The sequence below is a fragment of the Mangrovibacter phragmitis genome (genome assembly GCF_040429585.1).
In the GTDB taxonomy this organism is placed as follows: domain Bacteria; phylum Pseudomonadota; class Gammaproteobacteria; order Enterobacterales; family Enterobacteriaceae; genus Mangrovibacter; species Mangrovibacter phragmitis.
Map to the genome: position 1 here is coordinate 463,941 of NZ_CP134782.1, position 12,574 is coordinate 476,514.

10 protein-coding genes and 4 tRNA genes are annotated in these 12,574 nt (G+C 50.3%); 6 read left to right on the forward strand and 8 right to left on the reverse strand.

From position 1 onward, the window contains the following. Positions 1-63: 63 nt before the first annotated feature. From MPHASIOC01_RS02095 to nadA, 5 genes are all read left to right on the forward strand, one after another. Positions 64-139, forward strand: a tRNA-Val gene (locus tag MPHASIOC01_RS02095). Positions 140-143: 4 nt separating this feature from the next. Further along, a tRNA-Lys gene (locus tag MPHASIOC01_RS02100) sits at positions 144-219 on the forward strand. Positions 220-344: 125 nt separating this feature from the next. Further along, positions 345-420 (forward strand) — tRNA-Lys (locus tag MPHASIOC01_RS02105). Positions 421-446: 26 nt separating this feature from the next. Beyond that, positions 447-522 (forward strand) — tRNA-Lys (locus tag MPHASIOC01_RS02110). 379 nt (positions 523-901) lie between these two features. Continuing rightward, positions 902-1,963, forward strand: a complete 1,062-nt coding sequence (gene nadA / locus MPHASIOC01_RS02115) for a quinolinate synthase NadA (RefSeq protein ID WP_353613841.1) — start codon at positions 902-904, stop codon at positions 1,961-1,963. A 56-nt stretch (positions 1,964-2,019) separates the two neighbouring features. Here nadA and zitB read toward each other — a convergent pair whose 3' ends face one another. Further along, a complete protein-coding gene (zitB, locus tag MPHASIOC01_RS02120; RefSeq protein ID WP_064597016.1) occupies positions 2,020-2,964 on the reverse strand; it encodes a CDF family zinc transporter ZitB in 945 nt (314 codons plus the stop codon). Between the two features lie 379 nt (positions 2,965-3,343). Between zitB and aroG the strand changes: the two genes are divergently transcribed. Then, positions 3,344-4,399 carry a 3-deoxy-7-phosphoheptulonate synthase AroG gene (gene aroG, locus MPHASIOC01_RS02125; RefSeq protein WP_353613842.1) on the forward strand — a complete coding sequence of 352 codons (1,056 nt, stop codon included), beginning with the start codon at positions 3,344-3,346 and terminating at the stop codon, positions 4,397-4,399. 67 nt (positions 4,400-4,466) lie between these two features. On the opposite strand, the gene gpmA is transcribed toward aroG, so the two are convergent. The 7 genes from gpmA to modE all read right to left on the reverse strand — a co-directional run bounded on the left by gpmA (position 4,467) and on the right by modE (position 12,461). Then, complete coding sequence (gene gpmA / locus MPHASIOC01_RS02130; RefSeq protein WP_064597020.1) at positions 4,467-5,219, reverse strand: 2,3-diphosphoglycerate-dependent phosphoglycerate mutase; 753 nt, start codon at positions 5,217-5,219, stop codon at positions 4,467-4,469. Positions 5,220-5,639: 420 nt separating this feature from the next. Further along, positions 5,640-6,680 carry a galactose-1-epimerase gene (galM, locus tag MPHASIOC01_RS02135; protein ID WP_064597023.1) on the reverse strand — a complete coding sequence of 347 codons (1,041 nt, stop codon included), beginning with the start codon at positions 6,678-6,680 and terminating at the stop codon, positions 5,640-5,642. After that, positions 6,674-7,822, reverse strand: a complete 1,149-nt coding sequence (gene galK, locus MPHASIOC01_RS02140) for a galactokinase (RefSeq protein ID WP_064597025.1) — start codon at positions 7,820-7,822, stop codon at positions 6,674-6,676. The genes galM and galK overlap by 7 nt, the downstream gene beginning before the upstream one ends. A 2-nt stretch (positions 7,823-7,824) precedes the next feature. Then, positions 7,825-8,871, reverse strand: coding sequence for a galactose-1-phosphate uridylyltransferase (galT, locus tag MPHASIOC01_RS02145; protein ID WP_353613843.1), 1,047 nt, complete (start codon positions 8,869-8,871; stop codon positions 7,825-7,827). 9 nt (positions 8,872-8,880) lie between these two features. Beyond that, on the reverse strand, positions 8,881-9,897 hold the full coding sequence (gene galE / locus MPHASIOC01_RS02150; RefSeq protein WP_064597029.1) for a UDP-glucose 4-epimerase GalE: 1,017 nt from the start codon (positions 9,895-9,897) through the stop codon (positions 8,881-8,883). Positions 9,898-10,101: 204 nt separating this feature from the next. Further along, positions 10,102-11,571, reverse strand: coding sequence for a molybdate ABC transporter ATP-binding protein ModF (modF, locus tag MPHASIOC01_RS02155; protein ID WP_064597031.1), 1,470 nt, complete (start codon positions 11,569-11,571; stop codon positions 10,102-10,104). A 98-nt stretch (positions 11,572-11,669) separates the two neighbouring features. After that, positions 11,670-12,461: a molybdenum-dependent transcriptional regulator gene (gene modE / locus MPHASIOC01_RS02160; RefSeq protein WP_064597033.1), complete on the reverse strand. Its 792-nt coding sequence runs from the start codon at positions 12,459-12,461 to the stop codon at positions 11,670-11,672. Positions 12,462-12,574 lie beyond the last annotated feature (113 nt).

The window sequence follows — 12,574 nt, forward strand, 5'->3', positions numbered from 1 at the left end:
TCATGTGGTTCTTATCCATGGCCCACCGTTAAGGCAGTTTACTGCCTGTCCAGCATTACATGTGGGTGATTAGCTCAGCTGGGAGAGCACCTCCCTTACAAGGAGGGGGTCGGCGGTTCGATCCCGTCATCACCCACCACTTCGGGTCGTTAGCTCAGTTGGTAGAGCAGTTGACTTTTAATCAATTGGTCGCAGGTTCGAATCCTGCACGACCCACCAGTTTTCTCCGGTGGATATGTTTAAGGCAGCAAGGTGTCTTGTTGCGTGGCTTGCTCACTTTGTGAAAACAGCCCTGCAGCTGTGCAGGGGGAAGTAATAGTAATAAAAGCAGTAGCTTAATTGATGGGTCGTTAGCTCAGTTGGTAGAGCAGTTGACTTTTAATCAATTGGTCGCAGGTTCGAATCCTGCACGACCCACCATCATTTAAGCCAGTATTACCCATAAGGGGTCGTTAGCTCAGTTGGTAGAGCAGTTGACTTTTAATCAATTGGTCGCAGGTTCGAATCCTGCACGACCCACCAGTGTAGAAAGGCGCCCTAAAGGCGCCTTTTTGCTATGTGAAAAAAAGTGCAGAATGAGAACCTGCTGCAGGTTCGAGCCGGGCGGCACAACCCGATAACCTGCAACGGTTTTGCCCCTGGGTAATCCTGTATCCCAACGATTTAACCACCTCCACATCAGTATTAACCCACCCTTCATTTATTTATCCCCGGTATTGTCCAAAGCACAAAACGTGGCAACGCACAAAACGGTAATTTTGCGTATTTGGCAGACAAAATCTCACGACAAAAAGCGATAATTCGGCTATCTTGTTTAGCATATAAAACAAATGACCTGCCCGGAATGGAAAAACACCAGTAGCAGGCATTTTTTGGTTAAGCTGTTAAACGAGAGTATCCCATGAGTGTGATGGCCGAACTGCACGATTCCATTTATCCCTTTCCTCCGAAACCTCCGCGTTTGAGTTATGCGGAAAAAGCACAGTATCGGGAAAAGATCAAAGCGTTACTAAAAGCGCGTAACGCTGTCATGGTGGCGCATTACTATACCGACCCGGAAATTCAGGCTCTGGCTGAAGAAACAGGAGGCTGTGTTGCAGACTCACTGGAAATGGCTCGCTTTGGCGCAAACCACCCGGCTTCCACTCTGTTGGTTGCAGGTGTTCGCTTTATGGGAGAGACGGCAAAAATTCTCAGCCCGGAAAAAACGGTTCTGATGCCAACGCTTGCCGCAGAGTGCTCGCTGGATCTGGGCTGCCCGGAAGATGCATTCAGTGCATTCTGTGATGCTCACCCGGACAGGACAGTAGTGGTGTATGCCAATACCTCAGCGGCAGTTAAAGCGCGTGCTGACTGGGTTGTAACATCCAGTATTGCGGTGGAACTTATCGAACACCTCGACAGCCTGGGGGAAAAAATCATTTGGGCGCCGGATCGTCATTTAGGGCGTTATGTCCAAAAACAGACTGGGGCAGATATTCTTTGTTGGCAGGGTGCCTGCATTGTGCATGACGAATTTAAAACCCAGGCGTTGTTACAAATGAAGGCACTCTACCCGGATGCCGCCGTACTGGTTCACCCTGAGTCACCTCAGGCCATCGTTGACCTGGCAGACGCTGTTGGCTCAACCAGCCAGCTCATTGCTGCAGCACGTAAATTGCCTCACCCAAGGCTGATTGTAGCAACTGACCGCGGCATTTTTTATAAAATGCAGCAGGCCTGCCCGGAAAAAATATTACTGGAAGCACCGACTGCCGGAGAAGGTGCAACCTGCCGTAGTTGTGCTCACTGCCCATGGATGGCAATGAATGGTTTGCGGGCGATTGCCAGCGGGCTGGAGCAGGGTGGTGCAGAGCATGAAATTCATGTTGACTCTGTGTTACGGGAAAAGGCTCTCTTGCCACTGAACAGAATGCTGCAATTTGCGGCGTCTTTGAACCAGGTTGTTAAAGGAAATGCCTGAATTAACGCCCGTGAGATGTTACACGGGCGCACAGGTAATCTGGTATTAGTGATGTTTTAGTGATGGTGGTGGTGCGCTCCGGCTGACTGCGCCTGATTCAGGTCACACTGCGTTGTACTGCACGGCTGGTATTCCATTTGTACTGTGGCATGGGCGATGTGGTAGTTTTCACGCAGGAACGTGTGAATACGCCCCAGCAGTTCGTCGTGATCCCGTGGAGGGATGACCTGTACATGCAACGTCAGAAGTGGCTGTTCACCAACCAGCCACACATGAACGTGATGTACCTGGCGAACTTCAGGCAAAGCCCGGGTCAGGGCTTTTTGCATTTTCGCAATGTCCAAATCGCGTGGGGCGCCTTCCATTAATTCATTGACACTTTCTTTTAGTAACTGCCAGGCACTGCGCAATACCAGACAGGAAACCAGCACAGACAAAATAGGATCTACCGGTGTCCATCCTGTCCACATGATCACAATCGCGGCAACAATGGCACCCACAGAACCCAGCAAATCCCCCATAACATGCAGTGCAGCGGCACGCACGTTCAGATTACTTTCGCTGTTACCACGATGAAGCACCCAGAAGGCCGCGAGGTTTGCCAGTAACCCCAAAATGGCGATGGTGAGCATCATGGTGCCGCCAACGGGTCTGGGATGCCAGAAACGTACCACCGCTTCCCAGACAATCAGTACAGTGATAACGACCAGCGCAATGGCATTAACAAACGCGGCAAGAGTGGGCAAGCGGAGCCAGCCAAATGTATGGCCCAGGGCTGGTGAACGACGGGCAATTCGCACAGCCATCAGCGCAATAAACAGGGCTACAGCATCGGTCAGCATATGCCCGGCATCTGCCAGCAGAGCAAGAGAGCCAGACAGTAAACCGCCAATAACTTCAGCCACCATAAACAGCGCTGTTATTAAAAACGCACAGAACAGGCGAGTTTCATTGTCATGGTTGCCGTTGTGCGAATGGTGATGGGAGTGCGTATGAGCCATGTGTCTCCTGAGCGTAAAGGGATAAGCCAGTGAAGTCTTTGTTGCATATATCTATTATGGCTTCAGGTCTGCAATGGGTACAGCAGATAAAACTGTAAACCCAGGCTCCAGTCTGAGATGATTTTAAAATTTATCTATATTTTTCAGTGTATTGTGTGAGATTCGGCGATAAATTATGTTTTCATGCTGGTGGTGTGATTTTATTGGCTTATGATGCTGTGTTATTTGGTTTTTTTAACTTTATTTTCTGCTGGTCAGCTGTGTTGCTGGTATTTTGTTCCTGTAGTGTAAAATTGCGTTTACACAACTCAGGTGAAGAGATAGATTGGATGGGTTGCAATCAGGAAAATTAGCATAGCCAGTTTTTATTGGGATTATCATGAATTATCAGAATGACGATTTACGTATCAACGAAATTAACGAGCTTTTACCTCCGGTAGCATTGCTGGAAAAATTCCCGGCGACAGATAATGCTGCAGCGACAGTCTCTGGTGCCCGTAATGCCATCCATAATATTCTCACCGGCCAGGACGATCGCCTGTTAGTGATTATTGGCCCGTGCTCAATTCATGATCCCAGTGCAGCGCAAGCTTATGCCACGCGTTTGTTGGAAATGCGTGAAGCCCTGAAAGGGGAACTGGAAGTGGTAATGCGGGTGTATTTTGAAAAACCGCGCACCACTGTTGGCTGGAAAGGGCTTATCAACGACCCTTACATGGACAGTAGTTATCAGATTAACGACGGGTTACGCATTGCCCGTAAACTCCTGTTGGAAATTAACGATACTGGTTTGCCAACAGCGGGTGAGTTCCTTGACATGATCACACCGCAATATATGGCAGACTTGATGAGTTGGGGCGCTATTGGTGCCCGTACCACGGAGTCTCAGGTTCACCGTGAGCTTGCTTCTGGCCTTTCATGCCCGGTTGGGTTTAAAAATGGTACCGATGGTACAATTAAAGTCGCAATTGATGCCATCAATGCAGCTGGTGCACCCCACTGCTTCTTGTCGGTCACTAAATGGGGGCATTCTGCTATCGTTAACACCAGCGGGAATGGTGACTGCCATATTATTTTACGCGGCGGCAAAGCACCAAATTACAGTGCAGAACATGTAGCTCAGGTGAAACAAGGCCTGGAAAAAGCCGGGTTGGCACCGCAAGTAATGATTGATTTCAGCCACGCAAATTCCAGCAAGCAATTTAAAAAGCAAATGGATGTATGTGCCGATGTTTGCGGGCAAATTGCTGGTGGTGAAAAAGGTATTATGGGTGTGATGGTAGAGAGCCACCTTGTTGAAGGTAACCAGAGCCTGGACAGTGGTAAACCACTGGAGTACGGCAAAAGTATCACTGATGCCTGCATTGGCTGGGAAGATACTGCAGCCCTGTTAACTCAGCTTGCTGGCGCGGTAAAAGCGCGCAGAACAAAATAAGAAACCGCTCATGTGAGCGGCTTTCTTCAACATACGGTGCCGGGGTAAAACTGGCACCGTTTTTTTATTACCTGGCTTTACCCTGATTGGCAACAGCCGCTGCTTTCGCTGCGATTTCGTCTGCGTTGCCCAGGTAGTAGTGTTTAATCGGATTAAAGTTTTCGTCAAACTCATAAACCAGCGGAACACCTGTCGGGATATTCAGCTCCAGGATTTCGTCTTCGCTCATGTTATCCAGGTATTTAACCAGCGCACGCAGAGAGTTACCGTGAGCAGCAACAATCACACGCTCACCGCTTTTCATCCGTGGCAGGATGCTTTCGGTCCAGAAAGGAATAACACGCTCAATGGTCAGCGCCAGGCTTTCCGTTACCGGCAGCTCTTTTTCCGACAGGCTGGCATAACGTGGGTCATGGCCTGGGAAACGTTCGTCGTCTTTTGTCAGCTCTGGCGGGGTAACCGCAAAACCACGACGCCACTGTTTAACCTGCTCGTCGCCATATTTTTCTGCGGTTTCTGCTTTGTTCAGCCCCTGCAGCGCACCATAGTGGCGTTCATTCAGTTTCCATGATTTTTCTACCGGCAACCAGGCCTGGTCCACTTCGTCCAGGATATTCCACAGCGTGTGGATGGCTCGTTTCAGCACAGAGGTGTAAGCAAAATCGAAACTATAGCCTTCGTCTTTAAGCAGTTTACCTGCCGCTTTGGCTTCGCTTTTACCTTTTTCAGACAGGTCAACATCGTACCAGCCAGTAAAGCGGTTTTCCTGGTTCCACTGACTTTCACCGTGACGAACCAGAACCAGCTTAGTTACAGCCATAATATTACTCCTCGTAATCCTGGGGATTGAATGATAACAATTATCATTATATTGCCGTGGTGGCGCCAGCGGCAACGCCAAACCTTAAACATAGCGAAATTCTTGGCAGAGTGTAAGGCTGATGTGAATCTGTGGTTGCTCTTTTGCTGCTAAATGGTTTTAAAAACAGCGGTTTGTTTAAAAATTGAGCTTGTTGCTTGTGTTGCCAGGTGAAACGGCTTGAGTTGCTGAAAGGATACACCCCCAGTAAAATCAGAGGGGCATCACTGATAACCATACCCGTTAACTATATCTGTTAACTCCGATCGTTAACCACATCCGTTAACTACACCGGTTATCTATGCCAGTGACTTATACCTGGGTAGGGTGTATAGCAGCCTCAGACCACGGCATAGCGGCCTGAGGCTGGTAGTTAACCTGTCACAGTGCGGTAAACTGGTACTCTGTAATACTTTGCCAGGTTTCACCCGGTTTGAGCACACAGTCAGGTTGTGGCCACTCCGGGTGGTTGGGGCTGTCTGGCAGAAACTCACTTTCCAGAGCCAGACCCTCAAAGGATGCATAGTGGGTAAACTGCCGCGCCGGTGTGCCGTCAAGATAGTTCCCGGAATAGAACTGTAATGCCGGTGCTGAGGTAAACACACTCATTTTAAGCTTGTTATCTGAAGACCAGACATGTGCTGCTGGCAGGGTGGCGTCCCCACGGGCAGTGAGCAGGAAAGCATGATCGTAACCTTTCACGCCAGCCTGGTTTTCATCGCGCAGAAAATCTTCCGCAATTGTTTTCGGTCCACGGAAATCAAAACCAGTATGCTGAACATCCGCCAGTTCACCAGATGGAATACCGTTGCTGTTAACCGGTAACCACTGCTCAGCGAACAGTTGCAGGCGGTGCTGGCGAATATCGCTTTTTTTACCATCCAGATTGAAATAGGCATGGTTGGTCAGGTTAACCGGGCAGGGTTTATCAACCTGAGCCTGGTAAATAATGGCAATGCGGTTATCCGGTGTTACCCGGTAAATGACGCTGGCCGTCAGATTGCCAGGGAAGCCCTGATCGCCATCTGGTGAGGTCAGTTGTAAAACCGCCTGCTGACTGTCATGGCTGACGATTTTCCAGCGGCGCTTATCAAAGCCCTCAGGGCCACCATGCAGTTGGTGTTCTCCCTGGCTGGGTTTCAGGTGAACAGTCAGCCTGTCATGGGTGTACTGGCTGCTGTCAATACGGTTCGCATAGCGGCCAATGGATGCACCCAGAAAGGCTGCCTGATGGGTATACTGTTCGGGTGTTTCGCAGCCCAACAACACTTCTCGGGTATGCCCGTCTTTCAACGGAACGCGGCACGACAAGAGTGTTGCGCCCCAGTCCATCAACATCACTTCCATGCCTGTCTGGTTGTGTAATGTTATCAGCTTAAACGGTTGGCCATCCGGTGCCATTCCGTGATCCTGGCTTAACATAATCCGGCTCCTTCGGAGGGTTTGCACACATAAAAGGTTTCTTTAATACCGGTTTTCGCTTCGTACTGGCTGGCGACAGCCTGGCGTACATCATCGACCAGTGTTTCAGGCACCAGTGCTACAACGCAACCGCCAAAACCACCACCCGTCATACGCACGCCACCTTTATCACCAATAGCAGCCTTAACAATATCAACCAGCGTATCAATTTGTGGGACGGTTATCTCAAAATCGTCACGCATAGACGCATGAGAAGCTGCCATCAGCTCACCCATTTTCTGCAAATCGCCATCTGCCAGCGCATTGGCTGCTGCCAGGGTACGCTCATTCTCGGTTAATACATGGCGTACGCGTTTTGCAACGATCGGATCCAGTTCATGGGCTACGGCATTAAACGTTGCCAGGCTCACATCCCGTAATGCCTTCTGAGTGAAGAAGCGGGCACCCGTTTCACACTGCTCGCGCCGGGTGTTGTATTCACTGCCGACCAGTGTGCGCTTAAAGTTACTGTTGATAATGATAACTGCCACACCTTTTGGCATTGGGACTGCTTTAGTGCCAAGGCTTCGGCAGTCGATAAGCAATGCATGGTCATGCTTGCCCAGCGCCGAAATCAACTGGTCCATAATGCCGCAGTTACAGCCCACAAACTGGTTTTCAGCTTCCTGCCCATTCAGCGCCAGTTGCGCGCCGTCGAGTGGCAGGTGGTACAGTTGCTGGAAGACTTTGCCCACAGCCACCTCCAGAGAGGCTGATGAACTCAAACCAGCGCCCTGAGGGACATTACCGCTAATCACAAGGTCGGCGCCGCCGAACCCGTTATTACGTTTTTGCAAATGCTTAACGACCCCACGAACATAATTAGACCACTGCTGGTCCGGGTGGCTCAGAATAGGCTCATCAAGGGAAAACTCATCACGCTGATTATCGTAATCTGCGGCAATAACACGCACGATACGGTCATCGCGGGGAGCGCAACTGATAACAGTCTGGTAATCAATTGCACAAGGCAAAACAAAACCATCGTTGTAGTCAGTGTGTTCACCAATCAGGTTCACACGACCCGGAGCCTGGATAGTTTCTTTTGCCGGGTAGCCAAAAAATTCAGTAAAAAGGGCCAGGGTGTTCTCTTTCAGACTCATTGTTATTCTCCTGATTCGCGAAAATGGATATCACTGACTGCCCGCAGGCGCTCGGCAGCCTGCTCGGCAGTTAAATCGCGCTGAGTTTCCGCCAGCATTTCGTAACCCACCATAAATTTGCGTACTGTTGCTGAGCGTAACAGTGGTGGGTAAAAGTGAGCATGCAACTGCCAGTGGGAGTTGTCTTCGCCATTAAATGGCGCGCCATGCCAGCCCATGGAATACGGGAAAGAGCACTGGAATAAGTTGTCATAGCGGCTGGTCAGCTTTTTCAGTGCAACAGTCAGGTCTTTGTGTTGTTCAGGCGATAAATCTGTCAGGCGCTGTGTCGGCGCTTTCGGCAGTAACAGGGTTTCAAATGGCCAGGCCGCCCAGTACGGCACAACTGCCAGCCAGTGTTGTGTTTCCACAACGGTACGGCTGCCATCATTCATTTCCTGCCGGGCATAGTCGACAAGCATGGAGGAACCATGTTGGGTAAGCCAGGTCCGTTGGTGCTCATCTTCACGCGCTGCTTCATTGGGCAGGAAACTGTTCGCCCACACCTGCCCATGTGGATGCGGATTAGAGCAGCCCATGGCGGCCCCTTTGTTTTCGAAAACCTGAACCCAGGGATAAGTGCGGCCCAGGTCTGCGGTTTGTTCCTGCCAGGTACGGATAACCCCTTCCAGAGCTTCCAGTGTCAGTTCCGGCAGGGTTTTGCTGTGATCAGGCGAAAAACAGATAACCCGGCTGGTACCTCGGGCACTCTGGCAACGAAACAGAGAGCCTGGGTTTTCCGCTGCATCGGGTGTATTGGGCATCAGCGCGGCAAAATCATTTGTAAAAACATGCGTCCCGGTGTAGTTCGGGTTGGTATCGCCTGTTACCCGGGTATTACCCGGGCACAGATAACACTCAGGGTCATGCTCGGGTAATGATTGTTTGGCTGGCGTCTCCTGCGCCCCTTGCCAGGGGCGCTTTGCTCGGTGCGGAGAAACCAGAACCCATTGCCCTGTTAACGGGTTATAGCGGCGGTGTGGGTGTTCGACAGGATTAAAGGGTTCCATAGCACTTCCTTAGTCAGGATAACCTTGCGGGTGGCGGGATTGCCACCGCCAGGTATCGGCGGCCATTTCTTCAAGCGTGCGCGAAACACGCCAGCCAAGTTCTTTATCCGCTTTGGTTGCATCTGCCCAGTAAGCGGGTAAATCACCTGCACGGCGAGGTGCGAAGTGGTAATTGACGGGTTTACCACAGGCTTTACTGAACGCATTAATCACATCCAGCACGCTACTACCCACGCCAGCGCCAAGGTTGTAAATATGCACACCCGGTTTATTCGCCAGTTGCTGCATGGCAACCACATGGCCATCAGCCAGGTCCATTACATGGATATAATCCCGTACTCCGGTACCGTCTTCCGTTGGGTAGTCATTACCGAACACTGCCAGTGACTCTCGACGCCCGACAGCAACCTGCGCAATATAAGGCATCAGGTTGTTTGGAATGCCTTGTGGGTCTTCGCCCATATCTCCCGATGGGTGGGCACCGACTGGGTTAAAATAGCGCAGCAGGGCAATGCTCCAGCTCGGGTCTGCGGTATGCAGGTCCGTTAATATTTGCTCCACCATTAATTTGCTGCGCCCGTAGGGGCTTGCCGGCATCCCGGTGGGGAAGGTTTCGACATAAGGAATTTTCGGCTGGTCACCATACACTGTGGCTGATGAGCTGAAGATAAAGTTTTTGACACCCGCTGCCCGCATCGCGGCAATCAGGCGTAAAGTGCCATTGACGTTGTTGTCGTAGTACTCAAGTGGTTTTTGGACCGATTCACCAACGGCTTTCAGGCCGGCGAAATGAATAACGGCTTCAATCGCATGGTCATGAAGAATTTCGGTGAGTAAGGCTTCGTTGCGAACATCACCATCAATAAATAACGGCTGTTTTCCACCAAGGCGTTCAATGACAGGCAGTACGCTGCGTTTACTGTTGCACAGGTTGTCGAGAATAAACACCTCGTGCCCGCTTTGCAGTAACTGAACGCAGGTATGACTGCCAATGTAACCGCTACCACCTGTTACCAGAACTCTCATTTTTCGCTCCATTACGCTTATGGTATGTAATAAACATAGCATAACAGAGTGGTAAAAAGTGTGATATGGAATAAATTAGTGGAATCGTTTACACAAAGATTTTATCTCTAAATAACAAATGAACAGGCGCATTGTAAATCAACAGGATAGATTGTATAGCTGCGGGGATTCTGAAAAAGCGGGCCGATGATGGCCCACTTGAGTTCACAAAATATCGGTCTGGTAACGATAAATGTTGTTGTCCGGGACAAAAGTTAAACGATGGGTAATACAGTCTGGTGCATCCTGCATATGATGAGAGACGAATAACAACTGAGTATCACCTTCACTAATCAGCACATCAATAAAGCGACGCACCAGTAAACGGTTTAATGGATCAAGGCCCTGCAGCGGCTCGTCCAGAATCAATAATGTAGGGTGTTTAACCAGCGCCCGGGCAATCAATGCAATGCGTTGCTGCCCCCAGGAAAGGGAGTGGAAAGGGGCATCGGCCGTGGCATTATCCATGCCCAGCAATTGCAGCCACTCACGTACCAGGCGTTGCTGGCGTTCAGAAACGGCCTGGTAAATACCAATGGTGTCGAAGAAACCAGAGAGGATGACATTACGTAATGTGGTGCTGACCCGGTAGTCAAGGTGCAGGCTACTGCTGACATAGCCAATATGTTTTTTAATATCCCATATGGTTTCACCACTGCCACGACGACGGCCAAACAATGTCAGGTCATTACTGTAACCCTGGGGATGATCGCCAGTAACCAGACTCAGTAACGTGGATTTGCCGGCACCATTTGGGCCGACAATCTGCCAGTGCTCGCCGGGGTTTACCTGCCAGTCAAGCTCATGCAACACGGGGCGGTCATTCCAGGACACCACCCCTTTATTCAGGGTAATCAGTGGTTGAGTGGGATCGAGCGTGGTGCCTGGTGAAGGTACATCTGCTTGCGGAATACTGATACCCGCCAATTGTTCACTGTGAGCCAGTTGCGCGATAAGTGCCTGGGAAAGTAATTCAGTTTTATCTCCTGTGGCCTGCAACGCACAATCGGCCAGCACACCCGCATAACGGATAAACTCAGGAATCTCATCGAACCGGTTTAGTACCAGCACCAGGGTATAACCTTGCTGATTGAGAGAGGCCAGCTCTCCGGCAAGTTGTACCCGTGACTGACTGTCCAGACCATCAAAGGGTTCATCGAACACCAGTAAATCCGGGGTAGGCATCAGCGCCTGGCATAACAAGGCTTTGCGTGTTTCACCAGTGGACAGGTACTTAAACCGCCTGTCCAGTAAATGGCTGATACCGAACCGTTGCGCCAGTTGCTGACAGCGAGCCGGGTCTTTTACTGTATCCTGAATAATTTCAGCAGTGGTGCGCCCTGTGTCGTCTTCATCGGCACTGAGCATGTCCGTATTATTGCGTTGCCACTCCTCACGTACCAGTTGGTGGAGTAATTCAAACGAGAGCAAAACAGGTTTTTTAAATGAGCTGGTCAGCGCGCCACGCATGGCGGGCAGGTGACCACTCAGTACGCGAGCGAGCGCGGATTTTCCACTGCCATTCGCGCCAACAAAGGCCCAGCTTTCCCCGGTGCGTAAGGTTAAATCATCAATCACCAGTGAACGGGTATCGCTCAGGTGAAACGTACATTGCGAAATTTGCAATAATGACATCATGTATCCCGTTTATTGCAGTAAATAATACAGGGATACGTGTTCCGACCGGGCTTGTCAATCACTATGCTGTTTAAACCCGGTCCGCCTGTAGGTTGTTAACAGAGAGTGGCGATGATTACGTGGTCGGCATTGAAGTAAGCCGTGGCCTGGTTACCCACTTCGAGCGCTTCCTGGGCAACCACCTGGTTGGGAAGTGTTGCACACAGTGTCTGCCCGTCGGCAAGCGTAACCAGCACTTCACTCTGTTCAGGGCCCTGTTCAATGGTGTTAATTGTGCCAGTCAAAATGTTGTCAGCCTGGCTTGCGCGCTGTGTGTCTCGGGTAATACCTACCCAGGGTGCTTTTACCAGTACCAGTACTTCTTTACCTGGCTCCAGACCAAGCCGTTGTGCGCTTTGTTCAGTCAGTGCCACTTTCAGCTGTGTTTTCCCGTCGGCCAGCAGAATATTGACATGCTGCTGAACATGCTGGTTATCCCGCTCAAGAAGAGTGCCAAAAAGTTGGTTTCTGGCACTGGTTTGCAGTGAAAAACGTGAAATGGCGGCTAATAAACTGTCCAGCGGCAGGGCATCATCACGCAGTACATCAAATGCTTTTTGCTGAATTTGCGCCAGCAAATCATACAGCTGGATTAAGCGTTTCCCATAGGGAGTTAATATTGCCCCGCCACCGCCTTTGCCCCCGGTCGCTCTTTCTACCAGCAACTGGTCGGTCAGTTGGTTCATTTCATTTATGGCATCCCAGGCACTTTTGTAGCTAATACCCGCCATTTTAGCACCCTGGCTAATTGAGCCTGTTTGCTCTATCTGTTTAAGAAGAGAAATACGCCTTGGGTCTGCAAAAAGGCTTCCCTGAAGTTTAAGCGTAAGTAAGATTTCAGCCTGCATGTGCGGCTCCTGGTTAAACGAGAATCCAGTGATTGTAAACGTCAGGGCAAATTCGCACAAAAGGCGTGTGCGTTTTTGGTGGATAACAGTACAATGACCCAGAATTTACAAGG

Excerpts from the sequence above, each read along its gene's own strand:
- galE (WP_064597029.1), bottom strand. The coding sequence starts at position 9,897 with ATGAGAGTTCTGGTAACAGGTGGTAGCGGTTACATTGGCAGTCATACC.
- galK (WP_064597025.1), bottom strand. The coding sequence starts at position 7,822 with ATGAGTCTGAAAGAGAACACCCTGGCCCTTTTTACTGAATTTTTTGGC.
- galM (WP_064597023.1), bottom strand. The coding sequence starts at position 6,680 with ATGTTAAGCCAGGATCACGGAATGGCACCGGATGGCCAACCGTTTAAG.
- nadA (WP_353613841.1), top strand. The coding sequence starts at position 902 with ATGAGTGTGATGGCCGAACTGCACGATTCCATTTATCCCTTTCCTCCG.
- modE (WP_064597033.1), bottom strand. The coding sequence starts at position 12,461 with ATGCAGGCTGAAATCTTACTTACGCTTAAACTTCAGGGAAGCCTTTTT.
- modF (WP_064597031.1), bottom strand. The coding sequence starts at position 11,571 with ATGTCATTATTGCAAATTTCGCAATGTACGTTTCACCTGAGCGATACC.
- zitB (WP_064597016.1), bottom strand. The coding sequence starts at position 2,964 with ATGGCTCATACGCACTCCCATCACCATTCGCACAACGGCAACCATGAC.
- aroG (WP_353613842.1), top strand. The coding sequence starts at position 3,344 with ATGAATTATCAGAATGACGATTTACGTATCAACGAAATTAACGAGCTT.
- galT (WP_353613843.1), bottom strand. The coding sequence starts at position 8,871 with ATGGAACCCTTTAATCCTGTCGAACACCCACACCGCCGCTATAACCCG.
- gpmA (WP_064597020.1), bottom strand. The coding sequence starts at position 5,219 with ATGGCTGTAACTAAGCTGGTTCTGGTTCGTCACGGTGAAAGTCAGTGG.